Below are 25,237 nucleotides of genomic sequence, written 5' to 3' on the forward strand. Positions count from 1 at the left end.
TTCATGCCTTTTACTTATGATTTTGTCGATTGTCTTATTTCAATGCGGTGCGGAAGCTCAACGATATGATTTTCCACTTCTTCTTTGTTCATCAGCTTTGTCAATAAGCGCATAGCTACAGCTCCGATGTCATAAGTCGGCTGTACAACGGTCGTCAGCTTAGGACGGACCATTGATGCAAGCTTCGTGTTGTCAAATCCGATGATTTCAATGTCATTCGGAATCACATAGCCCATGTCCTGAGCAGCATGTACAACTCCAAGCGCCATTTCATCAGTTCCTGCAAAGATCGCAGTCGGTTTATCAGAGAGCTCATTGATTTTCTCAAAAGCCTCAAGGCCTGAATCATACGTGTAGTCACCCTCTGTGATCAGCGCTTCATCAGCGTCAATGCCGGCTTCTGACAGGGCACGCAGATAGCCTTTCATTTTCATTTCTTTATTGATCGGCTCTTCCATTGGTCCTGTTACATAACCGATGCGCTTATGGCCTTTTTCAATCAGCATGGACACAGCATCAAAGGATGCCTGCTCATAGTTGATGTTTACGGAAGGCGTCACTTCATTTACATCTACAGAAGCAGCAAGAACGATCGGTACAGGGGAGCGTTTAAACTCTTCCACATGCTCGTCTGTAATGTTTCCGCCCATGAAGACAATTCCGTCCACTTGCTTTCCAAGCATCGTGTTCAGCAGGTGAAGTTCCTTGTCGCGGTTTTGATCTGAATTACTCAAGATAATATTGTATTTGTACATAGTTGCAATATCTTCAATTCCACGGGCAAGTTCTGCATAAAATGTACTTGAGATATCAGGGATAATGACCCCTACAGTTGTTGTTTTTTTGCTCGCAAGTCCTCTTGCAACAGCATTTGGGCGGTAGCCGAGACGATCAATGGCTTCAGACACCTTTTTGCGCGTTGTCGGTTTTACATTCGGGTTGCCGTTTACAACCCTTGATACTGTAGCCATGGAAACATTTGCTTCACGGGCTACATCGTAAATCGTAATATTGTTCATTTTCCTACACTCCTTCGAAATCCATCTATATGTATAGTTAGCATTTACAATTATTGAAAGTAACATGTCATCATTATGAATTTATATGTACATAATGATACGATACTATGAAAACGTAAGCAATCTATTTACAGCGTTTTTACGCAATATAACTGTATTTGTTCATAAATGAGCAAAGTTTTTCATAAACAGCACTGTTTTCTATCATAAATAAAACCTCATCATGTTGCAAGCAAAACAAAATCAGGGTGCCGTGCGGATTCAAGAATTCTCTCCTCCGCGGCACCCTGAAAAAGTTTTTTATGCTTTAACTTTAATTAAAGGTTTAATTTCATTCATGAAATCAGCAAACTGATCGAAATCCATCTGCTGGGCAGAATCTGACAGTGCAACCGCCGGGTCCGGATGAACCTCTGCCATTACGCCGTCTGCTCCGATTGCAAGTGCAGCTTTAGCACATGGAATAAGCAAATCGCGGCGTCCTGTTGAATGCGTCACATCAACAAGTACAGGCAAGTGCGTTTCCTGTTTTAAAATAGGAACCGCTGAAATATCAAGCGTGTTGCGTGTTGCTGTTTCATACGTTCTGATGCCGCGTTCACACAGGATGATCTGATCATTCCCCTGTGAAATGATATACTCGGCAGCATTCACAAATTCATCGAGAGTTGCCGCAAGACCGCGCTTCAGGAGCACAGGCTTATTAACGGCACCGGCAGCTTTCAGCAGCTCAAAGTTCTGCATATTGCGTGCACCGATCTGAATGACATCGATGTATTGAATTGCGATTTCGATATCTGCCGGGTTGACGATTTCACTGATGACAGCCATATCGTACTCATCGGCAACGCGTTTTAGTATTTTCAGGCCTTCTACACCAAGACCCTGGAAATCGTAAGGGCTTGTGCGCGGTTTGAACGCACCGCCGCGAAGCAGGCGCACTCCCTGTTTCTTGGCTTCTTCAGCAACAGCAGCAACCTGCTCATAGCTTTCAACTGCGCATGGACCGGCAATCAGTACCTGGCTGCCGTCTCCGATTTTAACTCCTTTTACATCCACAATCGTATCTTCAGGTTTCTTTTTACGAGAAACTAAAAGCGCCTTGCGGTGGTCGTCTTCCTGAAGCTCAAGACTCGCTTTAAAGATTTCTTTGAATATATGCTGAATGGTGGAATCCTCGAAAGGCCCGTCATTGTTTTCTTTCAATTTATTAAGCATTCTTCGTTCACGGACAGGATCATATCGATTAACGCCCTGCGCTTCCTTGGCTTTACCAATATCCTGTACTAACTTTCCTCGCTCATTAATCAGCTGTAAAATCTGCAGATTAATCTCTTCTGCTCTCTCTCGCAATGCTTCTAACTCGGCGTTACTCATCTGACTCATCCTTTCCCGTTTTTATAGAAACCGGCAAACCGGCTTGTACATGCATCTTATTCAAGCATCTGACCGTATTCCCGGCAGATGCATTATGCACTGAAAAGAAAATAGTAATCATTTTCTTTTGTAATTAGTGATAATTATATACAAAAACAATCCTGTTGTCACGCATTTTTCTTTAACATTTAAACGCTTTTAAGCAATAAAGCGTTTGAGCGGTTGTTTTTGCAGTCTTTTTCAGGAGTCTGCTTGAGGCACGGCTGATGTTTTTTCGAATTCAGCCGATAAACTAGATAAGAATAAATGAAAGAGGTGCTGTTCATGAAAGCAGCTGACCATACATTCGCACTCGATATCGGCACGCGTTCAGTCGTGGGACTGCTTCTCTCTGAGCGCAGCGGCGTGTTTGAAGTCATTGATGCCGTCATGGAAGAACATAATGAGCGCTCAATGCTCGACGGTCAGATCCACGATATTCAAGCTGTGGCTAAAGTCATTGTATCCGTAAAAGAAAAGCTTGAAAAAAAATATGGGCCTCTGAAAAAAGTCAGCGTTGCCGCAGCAGGAAGAGCGCTTAAAACACTTCGTGCAGAAGCATCCATCGATATAACAGGAAAACCGATTCTTGAAGATGAGGCAGTCTCCCAGCTCGAATTAATGGCCGTTCAGCTTGCACAGCAGGAAATCGCCAAGAAAGAAACCGGCATGGCTGGCTATGACTGCGTGGGCTACTCTGTTATTTCCTATAAGCTTGATCAGCAGGAGATCGGCAGTCTGCTCGACCAGCAGGGGCACACCGCATCTGTCGAGATTATTGCTACCTTTCTGCCTAAAGTCGTAACAGAGTCTCTCCTGGCCGCTTTAAAAAGAGCAGACTTAGAAATGCTTGGCATGACGCTGGAACCGATTGCAGCCATCAATGTGCTGATACCGGCATCTATGAGAAGGCTCAATGTGGCTCTTGTTGATATTGGGGCAGGCACATCTGACATTGCCATTACAAGCGAAGGCACGGTTACCGCATACGGAATGGTGCCCGCAGCAGGAGATGCCATTACAGAAGCTGTTTCAGACGAATATTTGCTTGATTTTCATGAAGCAGAACGGGTAAAAAGAGAACTGAACACATCACAGATCATCCATTTTAAGGATATCCTTGGGTACGAGAAAAGTGTTTCAAAAGAAGCAGCCGCAGTTTCCATACAGCCTGCTGCTTCCCGTCTTGCGAAATTAATCAAAGAAGAAATCCTCTCGCTCAACAGCGGAAAGCCGCCAAAAGCTGTCATGCTGATCGGGGGAGGCAGCTTAACTCCCGGACTGCCTGCCCTGCTTGCAGAACAATTGTCGCTGCCTGAAGACCGTATTGCCATTAGAGGAATCGAAGCGATTCAGCAGCTTCATCTCTCGGATAGCTTAGGGAAAGGACCGGAGCTTGTGACACCGATCGGCATCGCGATTACCTCAAGCATCAATCCGATTCATTATGTCAGTGTCAGTGTCAACGGACGGAAAGTGAGACTTCTTCAGATGAAAAAACGGACCGTCTCTGACAGCCTGCTGTCATCCGGCATTCAGCTGTCAGGCTATTACGGCAAACCCGGACTTGCCTATTTTGTTTCGATCAACGGCCGTTCTGTGACCGTTCCCGGCACCTACGGCGAAGCACCGGTCATCAGTAAAAACGGAAGGCGCTGTTCAGTAGATGAAGAACTTCAGAACGGAGATGAAATAACGATTCAAAAAGGGAAAGACGGCCACTCCCTCCCTGTCGTCATTTCAGATTTGATCGATGTTGTACCGGAAAAGAAAATCATTTTAAACGGCGAGCAGGTTGCAGTGCAGGCGAAGCTCTTAAAAAATGGAACACCGGCTGACCCCAATGACCCGGTCGCTGACAGAGATGTGATTACTTATACATTCCCTGACAAAGTCATGGACCTTTTCCAGGACGCGTCAAGATGCACTCCCTTCTGCCTGTCTATTGACGGACGGTTAGTCCATCTGGACGCATTCTCAGGAAAAATCACGATTAACCATGAAAAAGCACATCCGGATTCCTCTTTCAAAGAACGGGATCAAATAACGGCTGTCCGCAAAAAAAGGCCTTCTCTCGGCCAGGTGCTTTCTGCTCTTGAAATGGATGCCTATGAATCCATCACCATTTTCTACAATCAAGAACCGACTGTCATCAAAAAAATGCTTCTTCACGTATACAGAGGAGGCATATTGCTCTCCTTATCTGATGAGATCCGAAGCGGCGATGACCTGAAGATTCAAAAACAGCAGGCAGGCTCCTTCATCTTCCAGGACGTGTTCAAAGCTGTTGACGTCACATTCCCCGCTCAGACGAACAAGCGCTTCCTCCTGCTGAAAAATGAACAGGAAACAAGCTTCCACGAAGAGCTCTCTCCGGGGGATAGGCTGAGTATAAAATGGATTTAAGAAAAGCGGAGCCTCTGTCGGCTCCGCTTTTCTTTTATTCGTTTGATGCAGCCTGCTTCAAAGAGTCTGCTGTGATTTTCCAGTGTGATTCATTCCAGACAACCTGCTTGTCCTTAAACAGAAGGGCCTGAGGCGATTCGTGCCTGATGCCGTAAGTTTCGGCAATATGGTTAGATAGCGGTCTTGCTTCCTGCACGTTCAGGTAATAGGCGGGAATGGAATCGTTCCCTTCTGTAAACGCGGAGAACTCAGAAAAGGCGGCCTGGGCAATCGGGCACGTTAAGCTGTTTTTAAAGAAAAGGAATGCAGCTTCTTGCTCGGCGATTTTCTGGAAGTCTTCTACAGTATCAATTTTTACTTTTGGCATGATTTTTGGCCTCCACTGGTTTTACCTACATTTTATACGAATAAATGACAAAATAAAAACAATCGGCTTTAAGCTGCCGATTGTTTTTTCTATTTCAGGAAGCTTACTTGTTGATTTCTTCTTTTTTCGCTTCCTCGATCTCTTTGTTCACTTGTTTTTTAAGCTCTTCTGAATGAGGCGTTGTACCGGCAGTTGGAGCCGCCGCTGGGCTTACCGGCGATTGTACATCCGCATTCAGCTGAGGCTCATCGGCTGCTTCAGGAGCAAGTCTGATTTCGTCCTCTGTCTGCTCGTCGTTTTGCTGTTTAGATGATTTAAGATCACGCACTTTGCTCATGATCTGTGAAGACTGGTCAGTCACAGCCTGTGAAAGAGTGGCTGATTTTTCTTTTGCAATCGCAGCAAACTCATTGCCTTTTTCAAGGGCATCGTTTGTGATTTTACCTGTTTTTTCTTTTACAATGACAGCCTGTTCCCCAATATTATCACGAAGTTCTTTACCTGATTTCGGCGCAAGGAAAAGGGCTGTTGTTGCACCCACAATCCCTCCAACAAGTGTTCCGATCATAAAATCTTTACTGTTGATTCCATCTTTGCTCATGATAAATTCCTCCCTATTGTAATTCTTCTATATTTTTTGAAACGAGTTCATATAGTCGGGTACTTCTGCTGTTCTCGAACTTCTTTTTTGATCTTCCATTTGTTCCAGACATCCATGGCCACGTTGCTCCACTGGACGACCTGATTGATTTTATCCTGGTTTTTCTCAAGGTTTGTGCCGACAGAAGCGGCTACCTTTTGTACAGAATCATTGAAGTTCTGTAAAGATGAACCGACACCCTGAACAGCGGATACAACTGTGTTCAGTTTCTCGGATTTCTCCTGAATGTCTTCTGCCAAAGCATTGGTCTTATGCAGCAATTGAGTCGTTTCAAGGGTGATACCCTGCACCTGCTTCTCAAGGCCTTCCAGTGTGCCTGCTACATTGTTCAGCGTAGCCGACAGCGCCTTCAGCGTTTTCGACAGGAACACGACAAGAACTGTGAATGCAATTGCAATGAGTGCAACAGCTAAGTATAAAATAATTTCCAACTTCAGCACCTCCAAATAAGCGATAGTAACTGTTTCCCGTAAGAAACAAATCATAAACATGAATTTTTCATACCCCTAGTATTCTACAAAACACGCCGGATTCCTTTCCTATTATGACCGAGTTTTTCAATTTTCACTAAAAATTTTAACTCTTTTTTAAAACATCGGTTACAATAAAGGCTGAGCCGGTTATATGTTTACATAGGAGGAAGAAAAATGAAAGATCCCCGCATTCAAACACTCGCCAAAAACCTGATCAATTATTCAGTTAAATTAAAAAAAGGCGAGAAAGTACTTATTGAAAATTTCGGTCTGCAAAGAGAGCTCGTTACGGCTCTTGTTCAAGAAGCCTACGCTGCAGGAGGATATCCATTCGTATCCCTCAAGGATCAGCAGGTGGACCGTGCCCTTCTCATGGGAGGACAGGAAGAGCAGTACAGCATGATGGCAGATTTTGAAGCAAATGTGATGAGCAAAATGGATGCTTATATCGGGCTTCGTTCAGGTGACAACATAAATGAGCATGCAGATGTTCCAGATTCTCAGATGAAGCTGCAGAGCCGGACTGTCGGCAAAAAGGTTCACCGTGATATCCGCGTTCCTAAAACAAGATGGGTTGTCCTCCGCTATCCAAACGCTTCTATGGCCCAGCTTGCGAAAATGAGCACGGAAGCATTTGAAGACTTCTACTTTGATGTCTGCAATCTCGACTACGGCAAAATGGATGAGGCGATGGATTCGCTCGTCAATCTGATGAACAAAACGGATGAAGTGAGAATTACAGGTCCTGGAACTGATCTCGTTTTCTCCATTAAAGACATACCTGCCGTTAAATGTGCAGGAGAAATGAATATTCCTGACGGAGAGGTTTATACGGCGCCGGTCCGCGATTCTGTCAATGGAACCATTACGTATAACACGCCTTCACCATACAACGGCTTCACGTTTGAAAATGTAAAACTCACGTTTAAAGACGGCAAAATCATTGAAGCCGAATCAAACGACACAGACCGCATCAACAGTATTTTTGACACAGATGAAGGAGCAAGATATATCGGCGAGTTCGCGATTGGCGTTAACCCGTACATCCAGCATCCGATGCAGGATATTCTGTTTGATGAAAAAATTGACGGCAGCTTCCACTTTACGCCGGGACAATGCTATGATGATGCATTTAACGGCAACCACTCCAATATCCACTGGGACATGGTTAACATCCAGCGCCCTGAATACGGCGGCGGAGAAATGTATTTTGACGGTGTTTTAATCAGAAAAGACGGCGTCTTTGTGATTGATGAGCTAAAAGGGCTGAATCCTGAAAGTCTTAAATAAGTAACAAAAGCGGAAGTGCCTTGTTCTGACAGAGGATCTAGGCGCTTACGCTTGCCGAGGATAACTTTGTTATTTCGTGCACAGCCTTTTATTCATTAAAATTTCATTGAAAACACAAAAAAGCATGAGCCGCGGCTCATGCTTTTTTAACCTATTTCTTTTTCGTAGGCACGCTGGTATTTCTGAATGTCTCCTGCTCCCATGAACACAAGAACGCCGCCTTCGTGCTTTTTAAGGACGCCAGTTTCTTCTTCGTCAATCAGGGCTGCTGAATCAATTTTATTCAATAGATCCTGAATTGAGAGCTTTCCGATGTTTTCCCTGGCAGAGCCGAAAATATCGCAGAGGTAAACCATATCTGCTTTCTTCAGGCTGTCTGCAAATTCATCAAGAAACGACTGTGTGCGGGTAAACGTATGCGGCTGGAACACTGCCACGATTTCACGGTCCGGATATTTTTGTCTGGCTGCATCAATCGTTGCCGTAATTTCAGTCGGATGATGCGCATAGTCATCAATCAGAACCTGATTGCCGATTTTTTTCTCGTTGAATCGGCGCTTTACGCCTTCAAACGTTTGAAGCTGCGCCTGAATAACCTCTGCATCAATTTCTTCATAGTGGCAAATGGCAATGACAGATAGAGCATTCAGCACACTGTGGTCTCCGAACGTAGGAATCTTAAATGAAGCATAGAATGTATTTCGGACAAACACATCAAAGCTTGTTCCATCCGTTGATTTGACTACATTGCGTGCCTGAAAGTCGTTTTCTTCGCTGAATCCGTAGTACACGACAGGAACATTAGCCTGGATATGCTGAAGGTGCTCATCATCACCGCAGGCGATGATCCCTTTTTTCACTTGCATGGCCATTTCCTGGAACGCTTTAAAAACGTCATCGATGCTGCTGAAGTAATCAGGATGATCAAAGTCGATATTCGTCATGATCGCGTAATCCGGGTAGTAGGAAAGGAAATGTCTGCGGTACTCGCACGCTTCAAAAACAAAGTATTCGCTTCCTTCCATCCCTCTGCCTGTTCCGTCTCCGATGAGGAAGGAAGTAGGCTTTGCACCCTGCATTACATGAGCGAGCAAACCGGTTGTAGACGTTTTACCGTGTGCTCCCGTTACACCCACACTTGTAAATTTCTCCATAAATTGACCCAGGAAAATGTGATAGCGGATGATCTCAAGACCAAGATTCTTTGCTTCTTCGATTTCCGGGTGTGTGTCCGGAAACGCATTTCCGGCTATAATCGTCAGTCCTTGACGGATATTCTCTTTTGAAAATGGGAAAATGTTAATTCCGCGCTGTTCTAATGCTTTTTGTGTAAAAATCGGTTTTTCAATGTCAGATCCCTGAACCTCATAGTTCATGTCATGAAGAATCTGTGCCAGGGCGCTCATTCCAGTCCCTTTTATTCCAACAAAATGGTAAACAGTCATAAATAGAACCTCCAACAAACGTCTATCTGTTTGACATTATATGATTCTTAACCCAATGTGCAACCGGCGGCTGCATAAGATAGCGGTTATGTATTTTAATCGCAGGCCTGCAGCATTCTGCATTCTGCAGATTCTCTGCATGGCTTTTAAGAATGATGAAAACAAATCGTATTTTTTCCTGCCCAATGCATCTTAAACGATATCCTTGAACTTGGCAAGTGCTTAATCAAAATGGCGCGCTCTCATTCAGCCGCCCTGCCCCATGATGGCTTTCTATGAAAGAATTTGCCCTGATTTCAGGATTTTGTTTTTCAAAGCAGAAAAAGAGGGAAACTGTATAGAAACAGTTTTCCCAATTGAGGAAGATAATACCTTCTCACCCTGAAAATATTATCTTCTTTTCAAACAAATCAGTAAACACTTCTTTCCTGCATGCTTTCAAGATCCTGCTCTGTAATCAGCACTTCACGGGGCTTGCTTCCCCTTGCCTCCGAAATAATGCCCTGCTTTTCCATCATATCCATTAATCTGGCAGCGCGGTTATAGCCGATTCTGAATCTTCTCTGCAGGCTGGAGGTTGAAGCTCCTCCCTGATCAACGATGTATTCACACGCTTCTAAAAGCAGCTCATCCTCGTCGTTCTCAATGCTTGATTTTCTCATTAATTCTTCCTGTTCGAACAAAAAGACAGGCTTCATTTGATTTCTGACATGGCCTACTACCCGCTCAATTTCTTCATCCGATACAAAGTTCCCCTGCAGTCTGACTGCCTTTGATGTTCCGTTTTCAAGGAACAGCATATCCCCTTTGCCAAGCAGCTTTTCTGCCCCGGCTGCATCAAGAATCGTGCGTGAGTCTACTTGAGAGGAAACCGAGAACGCAATTCTTGTCGGAATATTTGATTTGATCAGACCCGTAATAACATCAACGGATGGTCTTTGAGTAGCCACAATTAGATGGATCCCGCAGGCTCTTGCTTTCTGGGCAATTCTGCAGATGGATTCTTCGACATCGGCAGGCGCAGCCATCATTAAATCCGCCAGCTCATCAATCACAATCACCAAGTAAGGCATATGTTCACCTGAATTGTGCTTGGCTGCAAGCTCATTGTAGCGTGAAATATCCCTCGCTCCTGCATGGGCAAACAGCTCATATCTGCGTTCCATTTCTTCTACTGCCCATTTCAACGCACCTGTGGCAGCTTTCACATCTGTGATGACCGGGCTGACTAAATGGGGAACATTCTGATACGGAGCAAGCTCCACCATTTTAGGGTCAATCAGCATCAGCTTCACTTCATGCGGCGAGGCTTTATACAGCAGGCTCACAAGGATCGTATTGATGCAGACGCTTTTTCCTGAGCCGGTTGCACCCGCAATCAGTCCGTGGGGCATTTTTTTCAAATCGGTCACGACAGCCTGGCCGGATATATCCAGTCCAAGAGCTGCTGTAAGAGGCGACTGGCTGTTTATGAAGTCGGGACTTCTCAGAATTTCTCTCAGGTAAACCATTTTGCTGTGTCTGTTCGGCACCTCGATGCCTATCCGGTTCTTCCCTGGTATCGGCGCTTCGATGCGGATATCCTTGGCAGAAAGACTAAGCTTTATGTCATCTGTCAGATTTGTAATTTTGTTGACTTTCACACCCGGCTCCGGCTGCACCTCAAGACGTGTTACAGCAGGTCCCTGTGTCACGTGAACAACTTTTGCTTTGACATTGAAATTCTCAAGTGTCATATTCAGCAGCTGTGTCTGCTCTCTCAGCCATTCCGTGTCATCGACAATTTCCTTTGGCGGAATATTCAAAAGCTGGAGAGACGGAAATACATAAGCAGAGCCCCCAGGCGCGCTCTGATTTCTTTGCGCTTTTTGCTTATCGCGCCCGAACATCATCACATTGAATGGAACCGTTGACCTCCTGTTGCCGCTGCTTGCTTGTTCCTGAACTTTTCCTGCTTCAGGCATTGTTTCTTCGGAAAGCTCTAATCCAGCCTCCTGCTGCGTGTTCTGAGTAGATCTGTTTTCCTCATGGACGTTCAGATTCCGCACATCCTGGAAAAGAGAGGCAGGACGCTCTCGGTTTCCTGCTTCCGGTTCAGATTTTACTTCTTGTTCAAATTCTAATTCAGATTCAGATTTCAATTGTGGTTCATCAATAACTTCTTGTTCAAATTCCAGTTCTGGATGAACTGTTTCTTCTTGTTCAGATTCTACTTCTGGTACAGCTGTTTCTTCTGGTTCAGATGCCCGTTCTGTTTCTAGCGCAGGAGTTGTTTCAAGTGACGCTGCAGTCTCATACGCATCAGGCTCTTCAGGCTGCACTGACTGGGATGGCTCATGAAGTTCGGGCACTTCTTCTTCCATTGATAGAGCAGGAGCTGTTTCTATAAAGGCTGAAGACTGCTCTTCCACTCGATCTGAAGGACGAATGACATCAGACCTTGTTTCATGTTCTTCCTCTTCCATTGTCAGAGAAGCTGATTCTTTGAAGCTTCGGGGCTGTTCACTCACTAGATCAGAAGTGTGCAGATCCTGTTTTTTCTCTTCCTTGCGGTATCCGAATGAGAACGTTTCAGGTTTATGATTTTGGTGTTTATGCAAAGCTGACACTTCAGGTCGGCCCGGCTTATCCTGTGATGTTGCTTCATCAGGGATAGACCCTGAACGTGCCTTTAGCCGGTCTGCTTCTTTTTTCAGCATTTCATGATTCTGCTGATGAAGCCTTGAAATGACAGATTCTGCAGCCTTTGCTTCCTGCTGATAGCTTTGAAACAGCGTAGTTCCCGTTTCACGTCCGCCGTCCTGACTGACCCGGCTGTTAAACGGACCCTGGTTGTCTCTTGATCTGTATCCGTAAATCGGAGAAGGAATTTCTGTCGGACTGAATGTTTTTTTAACAGGCTTGCTGTCTGTTTTTTTCAAAGCTTGCCCTGCAGGCTTTTTTGGCGCGGCAGGAGCTTTCCTTTCCGTTTTTGCAGCAGGTCTTCTTGGTTCTGTCCGGCTGTTCTGCTGGTCTGGAATGACCGGAAATTTAAAATTCCCTTTCGGGTACTGATAGGCGATTTTTGCATCTGCATTTTTCGTATTGGCAGCCGGCTGCTTCATTTGAGCCGGTGCATTATGTACAGGCGGAAGCTGTTCAGGCAGCTGCCTGCTTTCGGCTGATCTTTTTTCCAATTGCTTATCTTCTTCTGTTTCACCAGTAAAATAATTGATCATTTTAGAAAACCAACTCATTGCATACCACTCTTTCAAATGTTTCTTCTTTCATACCCCTCTATTGTATCAGGTAATCGCATCTTTTTCAGATAAATGACCATTTCATTTTCAAGAGAGAGAGGGAAATTTCGTTTCCCGCAAACGGAAAAAGCCACTAGAAAAAATCTCCAGTGACGTTTCACATTTTTATAAATGGTACGATATTATCCGCTTTTTTATGGGAGTCAGCGGACAAATTTTCCAGTTTAGCTATTTAGTCCTGTTCTTCTTTTTTTGCACGGTTCTTCGCAAGAATAAAAACAGGTTCAAGCTCGCGGTTTTCATATAAGAAGGACAAAGCCGTAATCGGCACTCTGCCGCTTGCGAAAAAGCTCATCGCCATTTGCCCGAGAATATCGTAGCCTGTATCGTTGCGTACATCTGCTATGATCAGAACATCCTGATGGGGAACCGCGATGGCCATTGTTCCCTCTGCTTTCTTCTGAAACGAATCAAGGATCGATTCATTCAGCAGGCGGCTCGCATCATAACCGTCGTTTGCATTAAGAAAATAAAACACATTTCCTGCGACATGATCTTCTTTTACACTCGTATCAAGCGACCTGAGATTAAATCTGGCCATCTCTTTCAGCTTGCTGAACGTCCAGTTCTCACGCTCCATCATCTTTTCATCAATCAGACGATATGATTTTCCTAAATCAAGGGCATAATAGATTCTTGTTTCTGCCGTATGCTCTTCAAAAATCAGCTTGACTCCGTCTGATGACTCTTCAGGAAAAGAGGTGGATCTGATAACCGGAAAGATCCCTTTTTCTTTGCCGGTCAATTCCTGTTCATGATTCATAACGGTCAGTGCTTCTTCGATATAGTACACAAGCTCATCCACAGCCGTATCTTTTTTCTCTTCCCATTTGGCAATAATCCCCGGAAGCGAAATGGTCAGTCCTTTTTTCGTCTCATCATCTTCAACCCGGAGCTGATCCTTTTCCCTGTCAAACCGGGTGGACCATGCTTTATGGCTCAATCGCTCTTTAATCGTTTCAGCCATTTTTCTTGAGGTCATTTTCATCCCAGAATCTTCCCTTCTGTCTCAGGAAAGTCCATTAATGAATTCCTGAATCTGTTCTTTCGTTTTTCTGTCTTTGTTCACATAACGGCCTGTTTCCGCACCTTTTTGAAAAGCGACAAAGCTTGGAATACCAAAAACGCCAAGATCTGCACACAAATCAATAAAGTCGTCGCGGTCTACATAGTAAAACGTATAGCTGCTGTTTTCTTCCTGCAGCTCGGGCAAAATCGGGTCTAGAAACCGGCAGTCCGGGCACCAGTCAGCTGAAAACATTAAAATGACCCGCTCCTTCTGAATAACTTCATTGTATTGCTGCATCGATTGCAGTTTTTCCATGATAAAACCTCCAATATGAACTATATCTATCCACCCGAATCATACCAAACCCTGGTCCCTGTTGCCACTGTAGGGACTTATCAGAAAAAGCACGGCTGAAAATAAGAAGACCTCTTCCTGTCTGAAAGAGGCCTGTTTTTCATTCAAAAGAAACAGAAGAAACTATTTTCATCATTTGTTCTGCCGTATCTGCGACTTCCCGGCTTTTAGTCTGCGTCGTCATTTTCACTCCGCCGATGCCTGCCGACACTTCATACTCGTCGTCCGCTTTCAGTTTATCCACCAGGATGTAGCCAAAGCGGCCCTTGTCCTCAAACGTTTCATTTACCAGCGGATCTTTGTATTGCTCAAGAAGAGTATCATAGAAAAAAGAGCTCGTCTCTTTTTCATTCTCATTCACAAAGAGAATGTACTGCTGATCTCCCTTGGTAAAAATGACGTTATTTGTTTTCCCTGCTTCTGCTTTATAGCCTTCAGGCAAGTAATAGCTGATAGAGCCGCTTTTATCACCTGCTGCAGGCGGTTTTGCTTCAAAAGATGCTTTCGTCTGATCTATCGTTGCAGTCTGAATTTCTTCATCATTTATCGTACAGCCAAAAAGGAATAATAAGAAAACGAATAATAGTCCTGTAAAATATTTTTTCATGCTGGAAAAGCCCTCCTTCATTACTAGGAAAATAGAATCCCCATCTATAATAACCCTTACATTTTATCGTTGACAAGACAGGTTTATTTTATGAAAAGAAATGATGTACCCATTCCGCATTCTGGACACGGTCTTTTTATTTGGGTTATAATTTTACTCATGAGAATACCTAACCATCCATCAATTGAAAGTATACGTTTATCGAGAGTGCTGCATGCGCTTAGTGACCCAAACCGGTTGAAAATCGTGAAAAGCATAGCAAGCAGGGGCGAAGAAGTATGCACGTACTACTCTTACGAATTCAACATCTCTAAATCAACCGTTTCCCATCATATAAAAACGCTGAGAGAATCCGGCATTATCAGAGTACGCGTTGAAGGATCCCAGCATTTTTATTCCATCAGGACAGATGATTTAAACCATAATTTTCCCGGCTTAATGGACGTGGTCCTGAGCGCAGACCCTGAAAGCTATTAACAAGCTCTGATTTTTTCAGAGCTTTTTTTATTGTCATCAAACATCAGGCGTGTTATTATTCCATTGTGTTCGATATTTATAGAACACTAGAACATTAAATTAACTGGAGGATCATATAATGAAAAAAGCACATCTGAAAAAAGCTGATTTGAACGTAACTCAAATCGGTTTGGGAACGAATGCGGTAGGAGGACATAATTTATTTGCAAATTTAGATGAAAACCAGGGGAAAGAACTTGTGAAAGAAGCCTTGAACCTGGGCATAACGTTTATAGATACTGCAGATGTTTACGGATTCGGCCGTTCAGAAGAACTTATTGGAGAAATCATTAGACCAGTTCGATCCGGTCTCAAGCTCGCTACTAAAGGGGCAGTCGAACAATTGGACGACAGCACAACACGCATCAACAACAAACCGGAATATTTACGTGCTGCGCTTGAAAAAAGTCTAAAAAGGCTTCAGACCGACTTTATCGATTTATACTACTTGCATTATCCTGACAACGAAACACCTTTAGCGGAGGCAATAGGTGAACTGTCCCGCTTAAAAGAGGAAGGAAAGATTGGTTCTATTGGTATTTCAAATGTCAGTTTAAGCCAGCTCAAAGAAGCAAATCAGCATAACGATATTGATGTCATTCAGTCTCCTTATAACATGCTTGACCGCTCAGCAGAAAAAGAACTCTTGCCGTACAGCCGGGAACATAACATCTCATTCATTCCATATGGACCGCTTGCTTTTGGAATCCTTGGCGGCAAGTACAGCCGTGATTTGAAACTGAATGACGGTGACTGGAGAAAAGAAGAACCTTTATTTCAGCCGGAAACATTTTCTGCCGCTTTAACTAAAGTAGAGAAATTAAAAGCAATCGCAGGCGAATACGGAACAAGTCTCTCTAATCTGGCCTTGGTGTGGCTGCTTGCGCAAGAGGGTGTTGACACTGTCATCCCCGGCGGCAAACGGGCTGATCAGATCAGGGAAAATGCGAAAGCAGATACAATTGATTTATCTCCGGAGCATTTAATTGAAATTGAAAAAATAATCGGGTAAGTGCTGCAGATATAGAAAGCCTATTACGCATAGAAAGAGACCAGTCGATAAACGATTGGTCCCTTTTTTTAATCTGCTCATTTTTGTTTTATTTGGTAAAAATATTGTCCAAACAGTAGCAGGCAAATATGCTTAAACATCTCTTTCCTTGTCACAAGCCCGCCTGTAAAAATGCCGACGGCGCCTTCTTTATGGCTGACGTTCTCCTTATTGGCATACTCATCCATCACAAGCTTAAGCTCCATACCTGATTTCACTTTTCTGCCGATTTCCGCAGGCAGGGGAATCTTTGCGCCGCCTGCAATAATCGGATCCATTCCCTGAAAAGACAGCGCTCCCCAATTACAAAGGAAAAAACCCTCATCTGTCTCAATCATACCGCCTTCAAGGCCAATTCCAATGTCGGCATTCTCTTCTTCTCTTGCACGCAGGGCCCTGTTTACAGCTCCCTGGATCGTTTCCTCATCAGAAAATGGCTGGTCAGCAACACCTGATGAAACACTCGTACTGCTTAAAGTATAAGAGCCGAGCTGATCGAGGCATTCTTTTACGGCATTTACTTTTGCCTGATTCAGTGTCCCGATGGCAATTTTCATAATTGATCTCCTTTAAAAAAGCGCATGGCTCCGGGAAACCGAAGCAAAATGCGCAAAGTAATCTGGCGGAAACGCCTTTTTTATGAGTTTTGTTTAATAGTAGTTACAGTCGACTGGTCACAGGCTTTCACAAGCTTCACGATCAGTTCCTTTGCCGCAGCGTAATCATCAATGTGCACAATGGACGCTGCCGTGTGAATGTAGCGTGAGCAAATGCCCACGACTGCAGATGGCACACCGTCGTTTGATGTATGCACACGACCTGCATCCGTGCCGCCCTGAGAAACAAAGTACTGATATGGAATATTGTTTGATTCTGCCGTATCAAGAACAAATTCTCGCATTCCTCTGTGAGTGACCATCGTGCGGTCAAGAATGCGAAGAAGCGCGCCTTTTCCAAGCTGGCCGAATTCATGCTTTGCTCCGCTCATGTCGTTTGCAGGACTCGCATCAAGTGCAAAGAAAAGATCTGGACGAATCATGTTCGCAGCTGTCTGCGCTCCCCTTAAACCAACTTCTTCCTGTACAGTCGCTCCGGAATAAAGCGTATTCGGAAGGGTAACATCTTTCAGCTCTTTCAAAAGTTCAATCGATAAACCGCATCCGTAACGGTTATCCCACGCTTTTGCCATGATTTTTTTCGGATTGGCCATCGGCGTAAATGGACAAACAGGAAGAATCTGCTGGCCAGGTCTAATGCCCAGAGCTTTCGCATCTTCATCAGAATCAGCACCAATATCAATCAGCATATTTTTGATTTGCATCGGTTTATTACGCTGGTCTTCGCTGAGCAAGTGTGGCGGAATGGAACCAATCACTCCCGGAACAGGTCCCGCATCCGTGATAACCTCCACACGCTGAGCAAGCAGAACCTGGCTCCACCAGCCTCCAAGCGTCTGAAAACGCAGCATTCCGTTTTTCGTAACACCCGTCACCATGAAACCCACTTCATCCATGTGGCCGGCAACCATAATCCTCGGACCTTCCTCACTGCCCCGCTTCACCCCGAAAATACTGCCGAGACGGTCCTGAATGATCTCATCTGAATACTTGGTGAGCTCAGAACGCATAAACTTACGTACAGCATGCTCATTCCCCGGCGCACCCGGAAGCTCCGTCAATGTCTTAAAAAGCTCTAACGTCTCTTGATTCATCCATCATATCCCCTTTACATATGTATATTTCCATTTTACAGAAGATTTATCGTTCGTGCTACTAAAGAAAAGCGGAATCGCCCGTTTAGCTCCGGGAGTCAGATAAGAAATCGGCGGAAAAGTCCGGTTTTGACTTTTTGGGGGATTTTGTTCTGACGGAAGGGCTGGGAGTCGGAGCTAGACAATGCGAAAAGCGGAATCGCCTGGTTAAAAACACTTTCCCTTGTGCATCAGCCAGAGTTTGCGCTGCTAAATCCAGTTATGAACACTTTCCCCCTCAAACTTCCCAGAGTTTCTGCTGCTAACCCCAGTTATGAACACTTACACCCGCAAACCAACCAAAGTTTCTGCTGCTAAATCCAGTTAAGAACACTTTACCCTGCAAACCAACCAGAGTTCCTGCTGCTAAATCCAGTTAAGAACACTTTCACCCGCAAACCAACCAGAGTTTCTGCTGCTACATCCAGTTAAGAACACTTTCACCCGCAAACCACCCAGAGTTTCTGCTGCTAATTGCAGTTATGAACACTTCCCCCGCAACCATCCTTAATTATTTCTCTCCACCCTCCTGCTTAACAACAGAAGGCATTTTCTGTATACTTAAAACATCGTGTACAGGATGGAGGAGATTGTGATGAATGGCAGAAAAGTACTGATAGGAATCGGGATTGGCCTGGCCGCTGCATATCTTTTCAGAGATCAATTGAAGCCGGCTTATATTTCTTCTGAAAAAGCACTGACGGCTGTGAAGAACGCGTTTAAAGAGAAAGGCCCTATTAATGGTTCATGGATTTATACGGTTCGTGAATCCTTTATTAATCAGGGGGAATCCTACAGCATCTACAAGGCCGGCGTTACACGGATGGCAGGATCGGATCTTGAGCAGTACGAAGCATTTGTAGACGCAACAAACGGAAATATCCTGCATGTTGAACAAATTGCATAAAACACAAAAGGCATGGGGTGCGTACCCCATGCCTTTTTATTTACAGCGGACGAACCCGCTCGACCTTTTCTGTGATCTCCCGCTGACTGTTCCACTTGATTGCGCGGTAAAACGCGTCATGATAAAAAGAGATCCACGTATTTTGATCAGCAGCAAGTCCGAGCCATTTTTGCTTCTGTTCAATCGACGTCATCGGATAGTCATCATAAGCGAGCACCCAAAGCGGATTGCTGTGCGCATGTGTAGGCATCAGGTCTGCCATATGAAGGATCGTTTCCCCGCCGTCTTCGATCTTAATCACGCTATGGCCGTTGCTGTGGCCTCCTGTGTGGAACATCGTGATGCCGGGCACTACCTCGGATGACTCTTCAAAGGCTTCTACCTGCTGTTCAATGGCTGTCCAGTTATCTTTCCAGTATGTATTCGCAGACCGAATATTCGGCTCTTTCATTTCATTCCATTCCGTAAGAGAAGTGATGATTTTCGCCTTTGGAAAAACAGATGCCAGTTCCTCACCCTCACGTTTGGTGAGACCCGAAACATGATCAAAATGAAGATGCGTCATCAGAACAAAATCAATATCTTCTGGTTTTAGCCCAAGCTCATTGAGCGAATGCTCAACATTGGATTCAGCTGTTACACCAAAGTTGCGTTTCTGCTTATCTGTTAGCCTGCCGGACCCGATACCGCTGTCGATCAGAAGATTTACTCCGTTCTTCTGGACCAGAATGGGATCTGTCCGCAATTCGATTTGATTAAGTTCGTTGACAGGATATTTTTTAGACCAAAGCGGTTTTGGAACGACGCCAAACATCGCACCTCCGTCAAGGTAAGTCACTCCCCCGTCAAGCCAAGTTAAAGTTGTTTCCCCAATTGTTAACCTCTCCATTTTCATCCCCTCCTCCTCCATCATACCAAAAACAGGAGACAGCGGGCATTAAAAAAGCCCAGGATTGATCTCCTGAGCTACTTTCTGAATTTCACTTCCGAGCGGTAGATCCGCTGGCCTTTATTTGAAAATTTTTCTTCGTATTCAGTCATAATGTTGCCCTCAAACTCACTGCTGTGCAGGTCAAGGCTTACAAAAGTCAGAAGCAGGCCGTATTCTGAAAAGCTTCTAAGCGAATATTCGAACAGCCCCTGATTATCTGTTTTAAAGTGAATTTCGCCCTCTTCCACCATAATATCCTGGTATCTTTTCAAAAAAGTTTTGTACGTCAGTCTCCGTTTTTCATGCCTTGTTTTTGGCCAAGGATCAGAAAAATTCAGGTAGACTCTGTCCACTTCTCCTTCTGCAAAAAGGTCAGTCAGGTCTTCAGCGTTTTCGTTAAGCAGGAAAAGGTTTTCACACTCTGATTCAACCGCTTTTTGAAGGGCTGCGACAATGACGCTCTGAGATAATTCAATGCCGATATAATTGATTTCAGGGTTTGCTTTTGCCATTCCTGTTACAAACTGGCCTTTGCCTGTCCCCACTTCAATATGAATTGGATTTTCGTTTCCAAAAAGCTTGCTCCACTTTCCTCTTTGTTCTTTAGGATTCTGTATTGCAATATGTGAATGCCCGGCAATGTAGTCATTTGCCCAAGGCTTGTTTCGCTGTCGCATCAAGCACACCTCTGTCCATGTAATGTCGGATAAAAGGGTATCACGAAACGGTCCTGGGTGCAAGAAAATCTGGTGGATTGATTAACAGAATTTGTGAGAAAGGTCCGTGCAATTGTACCGCCATTTTTTCTGCGGCAGCAGTGATCCAGATGTCACCACTTCTTTATTGTTCATCAGGGTTATGTTGCACCACTTCGCCTAGTGCCGCCACTTTTCACTTTCTCAACAGACTCTTTGTGGCACCTCTCCACCCAGTGACGCCACTTTTCACTTTCTCAACAGACTCTTTGTGGCACCTCTCCACCCAGTGACGCCACTTTTCACTTTCTCAACAGACCCTTTGTTGCACCTCTCCGCTTAGTGACGACACTTTTCACTTTCTCAACAGACTCTTTGTGGCACCTCTCCGCCTAGTGACGCCAATTTTCACTTTCTCCACAGACTCTTTGTTGCACCTCTCCACCCAGTGACACCACTTCTCACATTCCCATCGGCCTTTCGCGGCGCCACCTTCGAATCCACAAAACCAAAAAACAGCCGGCTCCCCGCGGAACCGGCTGCATACGGGCGGAATGAAAACAGCGTCTCCTGCGCAAATTAAGAGAAGAATTTGCAAAGGAGGCTTTTTATGCCGCTTAAATACGAGAATCAAGTTGAGTTGTTAAAGGATATTCTGTCAGAGCACCAGAGTGACTGCTGCGGAACGGTTGCTGAATGCGAGCAGCTTGAGCGCGTGGTGAAATCTTTAATGGTTCATGCTGATGTGCATCAGGATTTAAAGGGTGTCCTGCAATCGATTTATTCGTACAGCCAGGACGGAAAAAATTCCCCTGAACTGAATTCATATATTACGTCTCAGCAAAATGTGCTGTCTCAATGGATCAGCGACATTGATTCTTTTTCTTAATCTGCGCTGATTTTTGTGATCATTTGGCGCAGATAGCTGTGCCATTCGTTGGTTTCTTTTTCGTTGTGCTTGGCACGGTACCAAAGGGTGTAGGTAATCGTTTGCGCAAGCACATACCAGAACATTCTGGCCCGAAGCTGATCGTTAAGCTGAAGTCCGTAAGTAGAAAGCCAGCTGTCCCAGTCTTTTTCGTCAATGTACCAGTAAAGCAGCATGCCGATATCGATTGCCGGGTCTGCTATCAGCGCGCCGTCCCAGTCAATCAGATAGAGCTGGTTCTCGCTTGAGAGCAGCCAATTGTTATGATTGACATCGCAGTGGCAGACCACTTTTTCGGCACAATCCACATATGGCAGGTTTTCTTCAAGATAGTGAAGGGCCTGCAGCACTTCAGGGAGATAGAAATTTTCAAACTCAACCGTTTGCTTTAAGTCCTCTAATATCAAGGATGGAGTAAGAGGCTGCTTTCCAAGACGTTTCAGCATATCAAGCAGTTCTTTTGAATGATGGATCTTATGCAGCAGTTCCGCTACGTTTTCCCCGTTCATATCATTCGGCTTCAGTTCACGGCCGCTGAGCCAGTGCTGTGCTGTAATCACATCGCCATTTTCCAGTCTCTTTGTCCATACAAGCTTAGGAACAATTCCTTCTGCAGACAGAACGGCCAAGAATGGAGAACTATTTCGTTTTAAGAACAATTTTTGTCCTTCTCGCTGTGCAAAATAGGCATCGCCTGTTGCTCCGCCAGCAGGAGATAGCTCCCACTCGCTGCCTAGTAGTTGTTCCAACCAGTTCACCTTCAATTTCAACCCAACATTTCATTTATAAGTTTGGAATAGGAAAAGAAAGCATGCGCTTTTCCTGTCATTCGTCATCATTTCAGTCAATTAAAAAAGACAGCTAGTTTGATGAATCAAACAGATACAAGTAGCCATCCTTTTAAATTTTATCGTTTCCAGGCGAATTTAGTCAAGAAAAACCGAAAAGCTACTTTTGAAACAAGACCAAAGTGCCGATTTCATTTGCTGTGATCTGTGAGTCTGCCTTCTGATCATGGTGATTTTTATGCATCGATGGACTTGATGCGATTTCCCATTCTCCTCCTGCAGGGAGCGGAATGACCGCACCGTTTCGATGGCTGCAGTGGATGACCGCAATGTGTCTCCATGGACCATAATCTTTTACGTCCATTAATGCATATGCGTATACTCCGCCATCATTTTTGAGTACCCGGTAATGTCTGCTGATTTCATCAGAAGCTGCAAACCGGAAGGCGCCGTGGGATTTTCTTAAGGCAATAAGGTGCTTGACGTACTTGACATCTTCAGCGTATTTCTCCCGTTCATTCCAGTCGAGCTGATTGATGTCATCAGGTGATTTATAGCTGTTTTCAACGCCTTTTTTCGTCCGGTAAAATTCCTGGCCGCTGTGGAAAAACGGGATGCCCTGCGCAAGGATGACCATTCCGGCAGCAAGTTTTTGCCTCATCCGTCTGTCTTCATGCGCCTCATGAGGATTTGAAACCTCCATTTTATCCCAAAGCGTATGATTGTCATGGGATTCCACATAATTAATGGATTGTGCCGGCGACGTGAAATGGGCAATCGAACTTGTCATGACTCTTGCCAGCAAATCAGGGTTTGATGTATGCCCGAAAATAAATCCTTTGTCGTAAAGGTTAAATGTGCTCCCTTTGATGACATCCCTGAACTGGTCATTGAAAAAAGAGATGCCCGGCATTTTCCCGGCGTTTGCAATAATCGCTTTTTTTTCATAGGCAAGCGGGGTGTTTAAGTCCCATCCTTCTCCCAAAATAAGAAGATCCGGCTTAATCCTCATACATGATGCATGAACTTCATTCATCGTTTCAACATCTAAAATACCCATCAAATCAAAACGGAAACCATCAACATCATATTCGCTCAGCCAATAGGAAACAGAATCCACAATAAATTTGCGGGCCATTTTCCTTTCTGATGCGATATCATTTCCGACACCTGTTCCATCTGACGGAAGTCCGTTGTGATCGTGACGGAAATAATACCCCTGTACAATTTTTTCAAAAGAAGAGGTCTCCCGGATATAGACGTGGTTGTACACGACATCCATAATCACTCTGATTCCGCTTTCATGAATAGACTGAATGGCGCTCTTTAATTCTCTTATTCGTTCGGCAGGGTCATCAGGTTTCGCGGAATAGCTTCCCTCCGGCGCATTAAAGTGCAGAGGATTGTATCCCCAGTTATACTCCGCGGATGTGTCCTGTTCGTCCACGCCTTCAAAATCGTTAAAAGGCAAAAGCTCCAGATGGGTCACACCAAGCTCCTGCAAATAAGAAAGACCAGACGATAATCCGCCTGCTGTTTTCGTCTCTTTTTCATTGAAGGCTGCGTATTTTCCCTTTTGCTTTATGCCGCTGTCCGGATGGATGCTGAAATCGCGTATATGAGCCTCATATATAATGGCATCGGTCAATTTTTCAAAAGGTTGAGGTTTTTTCCTCAAGACGGCTGTTTTTTTCAGATCTGTTATGACACCGTACTCTCCGTTAATGGAAACCGCTTTTGCATAAGGATCGACAGCTTCGTTCCAGATCAGGTTAACGCAGACAAGATACGTATAGAAAACGCTGTCAAAATTGCCCTGAAGCTCTATCGACCAAATTCCTTTCTCTCCAAGCGTCATAGGCATCGTTTCGATTTTATTTACATCCGGAAAAAGAAGCTTTACTTTCACCTCTGTCGCAGTAGGAGCCCAGACCTTTAATACTGTGGATTCCTCCCCGCATACTGCACCCAGGTCATTTTCTCCGTAGTAAAAATAGTCATCAAATAAATCCGTTCTGATGACAGCCCCCATCTGCAGATCGGTTTTACGGTTCAGGTCATCACAAATTTCGTACAGTTTTCCGAATGGCTTAACGGACGGGTCAAACCTGCATTGAATCTTTACTCTGTTTTCAATCGTCTCGATCCGTTCACACTTGAGCTCTGTCCGGGTCTCCCCGTCAAGCAGATAGAACGTCCTCTTTCCGTCTCCCTGCATTTCTGCAGGAATTAAAATGGTGATTAAGTTCATTTCGTCAAGGTATGCATGATATGCACGTTGTACCGTTAGCATGTTGATTCACCTGCCTGCAATAGTTGTTTCTTCATCACACCAGTATACCCATGTGGACACGTCTTGATATTTATTCAGATATAATACTTTATGCTTTTCGGCCTTAATGTGACTGTAACAGGTGTTTCGCCTAAATATTCTCCGTCTGCATGCACCATGACAGAAACGGGGCCTGATATCGTGATTTCATGGCCCTCCATCATGCAAACTTCCTTCAGCCCTTTATGTCTGCCTGCAAAAACAAGTCCAAACAGAAGCAGCAGTTTTCCCCTGGATAATCCGTGGACAACGGTGACATTCAGCAATCCGTCATCAGGCCTTGCATCAGGAGAGATTTTCATTCCTCCCCCGTAAAACGGATGGTTGCTGACTGCAGCAAGCCAGACCTTCTCAAAAACCTTTTCTTCGCCGTCAATCGTTACAGAGAGCGGACCGGGCTGGTAGGTGAAAAGACCTTTCATAAGAGCAAGAGTGTACACAAAGGAGCCTGCACCCGCTCTATTCAGAAACTTTTTCCAACTCATTTCATTGGAAAGTTTCGCAACGTAGGCGTCGAAGCCTGCACCTATGCTGTTCACAAACAGCCGGTCTGCTTTCCCGGCCCTGCAGCAGCCCAAATCATAGCTTTTAGCCTGTCTGTTCAGTCTTGTGAGAATGGAGCCTTTCGCCTTTGAGCTGCCGTATCCCTTCTTAAAATCATTGCCCGACCCTGATGCCGCATAACCGATTTGTATATGATCGAATCCGCTGAGCCCGTTTACAATTTCGTGAATCGTTCCGTCTCCGCCAATGCCTATCACCGTTTTCAGCCGGTAATCATGTATGGATGCAATTTGCCTGGCAAGTACTTCTGCATGTCCGGCGTAATCCGTCATAAAAGACCGGTACTCCATGTTTTTCTTTTCCATTTCTGCTTTCATTTTCTTCCAGACACGCAAAGACCGTCCATTTCCCGCAACGGGATTTATAATAAAGTATATGCTGTTTTCCATCGTCAGCCCCATTATCTTCAAGTGGAATAGGAATACCTTA

Annotated in this window: 23 protein-coding genes; 6 read left to right on the forward strand and 17 right to left on the reverse strand. The window is 44.7% G+C overall.

Annotated features, from left to right (window positions below; translation table 11 throughout):
- Nucleotides 1–14: 14 nt before the first annotated feature.
- Entirely contained in the window at nucleotides 15–1,085 is a 1,071-nt protein-coding gene (ccpA, locus tag JOJ89_RS16200) for a catabolite control protein A (protein ID WP_267881644.1), read from the reverse strand.
- A 234-nt stretch (nucleotides 1,086–1,319) separates the two neighbouring features.
- Nucleotides 1,320–2,396, reverse strand: a complete 1,077-nt coding sequence (locus JOJ89_RS16205; RefSeq protein WP_029278965.1) for a bifunctional 3-deoxy-7-phosphoheptulonate synthase/chorismate mutase — start codon at nucleotides 2,394–2,396, stop codon at nucleotides 1,320–1,322.
- A gap of 324 nt (nucleotides 2,397–2,720) precedes the next feature.
- On the opposite strand from JOJ89_RS16205, the gene JOJ89_RS16210 reads away from it, so the two are divergent.
- Nucleotides 2,721–4,841 carry a cell division FtsA domain-containing protein gene (locus JOJ89_RS16210; protein WP_203288424.1) on the forward strand — a complete coding sequence of 707 codons (2,121 nt, stop codon included), beginning with the start codon at nucleotides 2,721–2,723 and terminating at the stop codon, nucleotides 4,839–4,841.
- Between the two features lie 34 nt (nucleotides 4,842–4,875).
- Here the strand turns inward: JOJ89_RS16210 and ytxJ are convergent, their stop codons facing one another.
- The 3 genes from ytxJ to JOJ89_RS16225 all read right to left on the reverse strand — a co-directional run bounded on the left by ytxJ (nucleotide 4,876) and on the right by JOJ89_RS16225 (nucleotide 6,300).
- Nucleotides 4,876–5,208, reverse strand: a complete 333-nt coding sequence (gene ytxJ / locus JOJ89_RS16215; protein WP_029278962.1) for a bacillithiol system redox-active protein YtxJ — start codon at nucleotides 5,206–5,208, stop codon at nucleotides 4,876–4,878.
- Nucleotides 5,209–5,311: 103 nt separating this feature from the next.
- A complete protein-coding gene (locus tag JOJ89_RS16220) occupies nucleotides 5,312–5,809 on the reverse strand; it encodes a YtxH domain-containing protein (protein WP_029278960.1) in 498 nt (165 codons plus the stop codon).
- Between the two features lie 47 nt (nucleotides 5,810–5,856).
- The gene (locus JOJ89_RS16225) at nucleotides 5,857–6,300 is read right to left on the reverse strand and encodes a DUF948 domain-containing protein (RefSeq protein WP_029278958.1); all 444 of its coding nucleotides are present in this window, start codon (nucleotides 6,298–6,300) and stop codon (nucleotides 5,857–5,859) included.
- A gap of 216 nt (nucleotides 6,301–6,516) precedes the next feature.
- On the opposite strand from JOJ89_RS16225, the gene JOJ89_RS16230 reads away from it, so the two are divergent.
- Nucleotides 6,517–7,632, forward strand: coding sequence for an aminopeptidase (locus JOJ89_RS16230; protein ID WP_029565840.1), 1,116 nt, complete (start codon nucleotides 6,517–6,519; stop codon nucleotides 7,630–7,632).
- Nucleotides 7,633–7,778: 146 nt separating this feature from the next.
- Here the strand turns inward: JOJ89_RS16230 and murC are convergent, their stop codons facing one another.
- The 5 genes from murC to JOJ89_RS16255 all read right to left on the reverse strand — a co-directional run bounded on the left by murC (nucleotide 7,779) and on the right by JOJ89_RS16255 (nucleotide 14,346).
- On the reverse strand, nucleotides 7,779–9,077 hold the full coding sequence (gene murC, locus JOJ89_RS16235) for a UDP-N-acetylmuramate--L-alanine ligase (RefSeq protein ID WP_029278955.1): 1,299 nt from the start codon (nucleotides 9,075–9,077) through the stop codon (nucleotides 7,779–7,781).
- A gap of 410 nt (nucleotides 9,078–9,487) precedes the next feature.
- Nucleotides 9,488–12,313, reverse strand: a complete 2,826-nt coding sequence (locus JOJ89_RS16240; protein WP_203288426.1) for a DNA translocase FtsK — start codon at nucleotides 12,311–12,313, stop codon at nucleotides 9,488–9,490.
- 235 nt (nucleotides 12,314–12,548) lie between these two features.
- Nucleotides 12,549–13,364: a DUF1444 domain-containing protein gene (locus JOJ89_RS16245; RefSeq protein WP_029565843.1), complete on the reverse strand. Its 816-nt coding sequence runs from the start codon at nucleotides 13,362–13,364 to the stop codon at nucleotides 12,549–12,551.
- A 21-nt stretch (nucleotides 13,365–13,385) separates the two neighbouring features.
- Entirely contained in the window at nucleotides 13,386–13,700 is a 315-nt protein-coding gene (locus tag JOJ89_RS16250) for a thioredoxin family protein (RefSeq protein WP_029565844.1), read from the reverse strand.
- Nucleotides 13,701–13,839: 139 nt separating this feature from the next.
- Entirely contained in the window at nucleotides 13,840–14,346 is a 507-nt protein-coding gene (locus JOJ89_RS16255) for a hypothetical protein (RefSeq protein WP_029565845.1), read from the reverse strand.
- 159 nt (nucleotides 14,347–14,505) lie between these two features.
- Between JOJ89_RS16255 and JOJ89_RS16260 the strand changes: the two genes are divergently transcribed.
- Together JOJ89_RS16260 and JOJ89_RS16265 are read left to right on the forward strand one after the other, a co-directional pair.
- On the forward strand, nucleotides 14,506–14,823 hold the full coding sequence (locus JOJ89_RS16260; protein WP_203288428.1) for an ArsR/SmtB family transcription factor: 318 nt from the start codon (nucleotides 14,506–14,508) through the stop codon (nucleotides 14,821–14,823).
- Nucleotides 14,824–14,941: 118 nt separating this feature from the next.
- Complete coding sequence (locus JOJ89_RS16265; RefSeq protein ID WP_203288430.1) at nucleotides 14,942–15,874, forward strand: aldo/keto reductase; 933 nt, start codon at nucleotides 14,942–14,944, stop codon at nucleotides 15,872–15,874.
- A gap of 77 nt (nucleotides 15,875–15,951) precedes the next feature.
- Here the strand turns inward: JOJ89_RS16265 and JOJ89_RS16270 are convergent, their stop codons facing one another.
- Entirely contained in the window at nucleotides 15,952–16,470 is a 519-nt protein-coding gene (locus tag JOJ89_RS16270; RefSeq protein WP_203288431.1) for a DUF84 family protein, read from the reverse strand.
- An 80-nt stretch (nucleotides 16,471–16,550) separates the two neighbouring features.
- Complete coding sequence (locus JOJ89_RS16275; protein WP_029278939.1) at nucleotides 16,551–17,624, reverse strand: M42 family metallopeptidase; 1,074 nt, start codon at nucleotides 17,622–17,624, stop codon at nucleotides 16,551–16,553.
- Between the two features lie 634 nt (nucleotides 17,625–18,258).
- On the opposite strand from JOJ89_RS16275, the gene JOJ89_RS16280 reads away from it, so the two are divergent.
- Nucleotides 18,259–18,570 carry a PepSY domain-containing protein gene (locus JOJ89_RS16280; RefSeq protein WP_029278938.1) on the forward strand — a complete coding sequence of 104 codons (312 nt, stop codon included), beginning with the start codon at nucleotides 18,259–18,261 and terminating at the stop codon, nucleotides 18,568–18,570.
- 40 nt (nucleotides 18,571–18,610) lie between these two features.
- On the opposite strand, the gene JOJ89_RS16285 is transcribed toward JOJ89_RS16280, so the two are convergent.
- Both JOJ89_RS16285 and trmB read right to left on the reverse strand, forming a co-directional pair.
- Nucleotides 18,611–19,459 (reverse strand): YtnP family quorum-quenching lactonase, encoded by an 849-nt coding sequence (locus JOJ89_RS16285; RefSeq protein WP_029278936.1) that lies wholly within the window; start codon nucleotides 19,457–19,459, stop codon nucleotides 18,611–18,613.
- Nucleotides 19,460–19,536: 77 nt separating this feature from the next.
- Nucleotides 19,537–20,178, reverse strand: a complete 642-nt coding sequence (trmB, locus tag JOJ89_RS16290) for a tRNA (guanosine(46)-N7)-methyltransferase TrmB (RefSeq protein ID WP_203288432.1) — start codon at nucleotides 20,176–20,178, stop codon at nucleotides 19,537–19,539.
- Nucleotides 20,179–20,806: 628 nt separating this feature from the next.
- On the opposite strand from trmB, the gene JOJ89_RS16295 reads away from it, so the two are divergent.
- On the forward strand, nucleotides 20,807–21,085 hold the full coding sequence (locus tag JOJ89_RS16295; protein WP_029278932.1) for a YtzH-like family protein: 279 nt from the start codon (nucleotides 20,807–20,809) through the stop codon (nucleotides 21,083–21,085).
- Here JOJ89_RS16295 and JOJ89_RS16300 read toward each other — a convergent pair.
- From JOJ89_RS16300 to JOJ89_RS16310, 3 genes are all read right to left on the reverse strand, one after another.
- Nucleotides 21,082–21,882 (reverse strand): phosphotransferase family protein, encoded by an 801-nt coding sequence (locus JOJ89_RS16300; RefSeq protein WP_029278930.1) that lies wholly within the window; start codon nucleotides 21,880–21,882, stop codon nucleotides 21,082–21,084. The genes JOJ89_RS16295 and JOJ89_RS16300 overlap by 4 nt on opposite strands.
- Nucleotides 21,883–22,072: 190 nt before the next feature.
- Nucleotides 22,073–24,205, reverse strand: coding sequence for a type I pullulanase (pulA, locus tag JOJ89_RS16305; protein WP_203288433.1), 2,133 nt, complete (start codon nucleotides 24,203–24,205; stop codon nucleotides 22,073–22,075).
- A 74-nt stretch (nucleotides 24,206–24,279) separates the two neighbouring features.
- A complete protein-coding gene (locus JOJ89_RS16310; RefSeq protein ID WP_203288434.1) occupies nucleotides 24,280–25,197 on the reverse strand; it encodes a diacylglycerol/lipid kinase family protein in 918 nt (305 codons plus the stop codon).
- Nucleotides 25,198–25,237: the final 40 nt, after the last annotated feature.

The sequence above is a fragment of the Metabacillus sp. cB07 genome, from assembly GCF_016839225.1.
GTDB classification, from domain to species: Bacteria; Bacillota; Bacilli; order Bacillales; family Bacillaceae; genus Bacillus_P; species Bacillus_P indicus.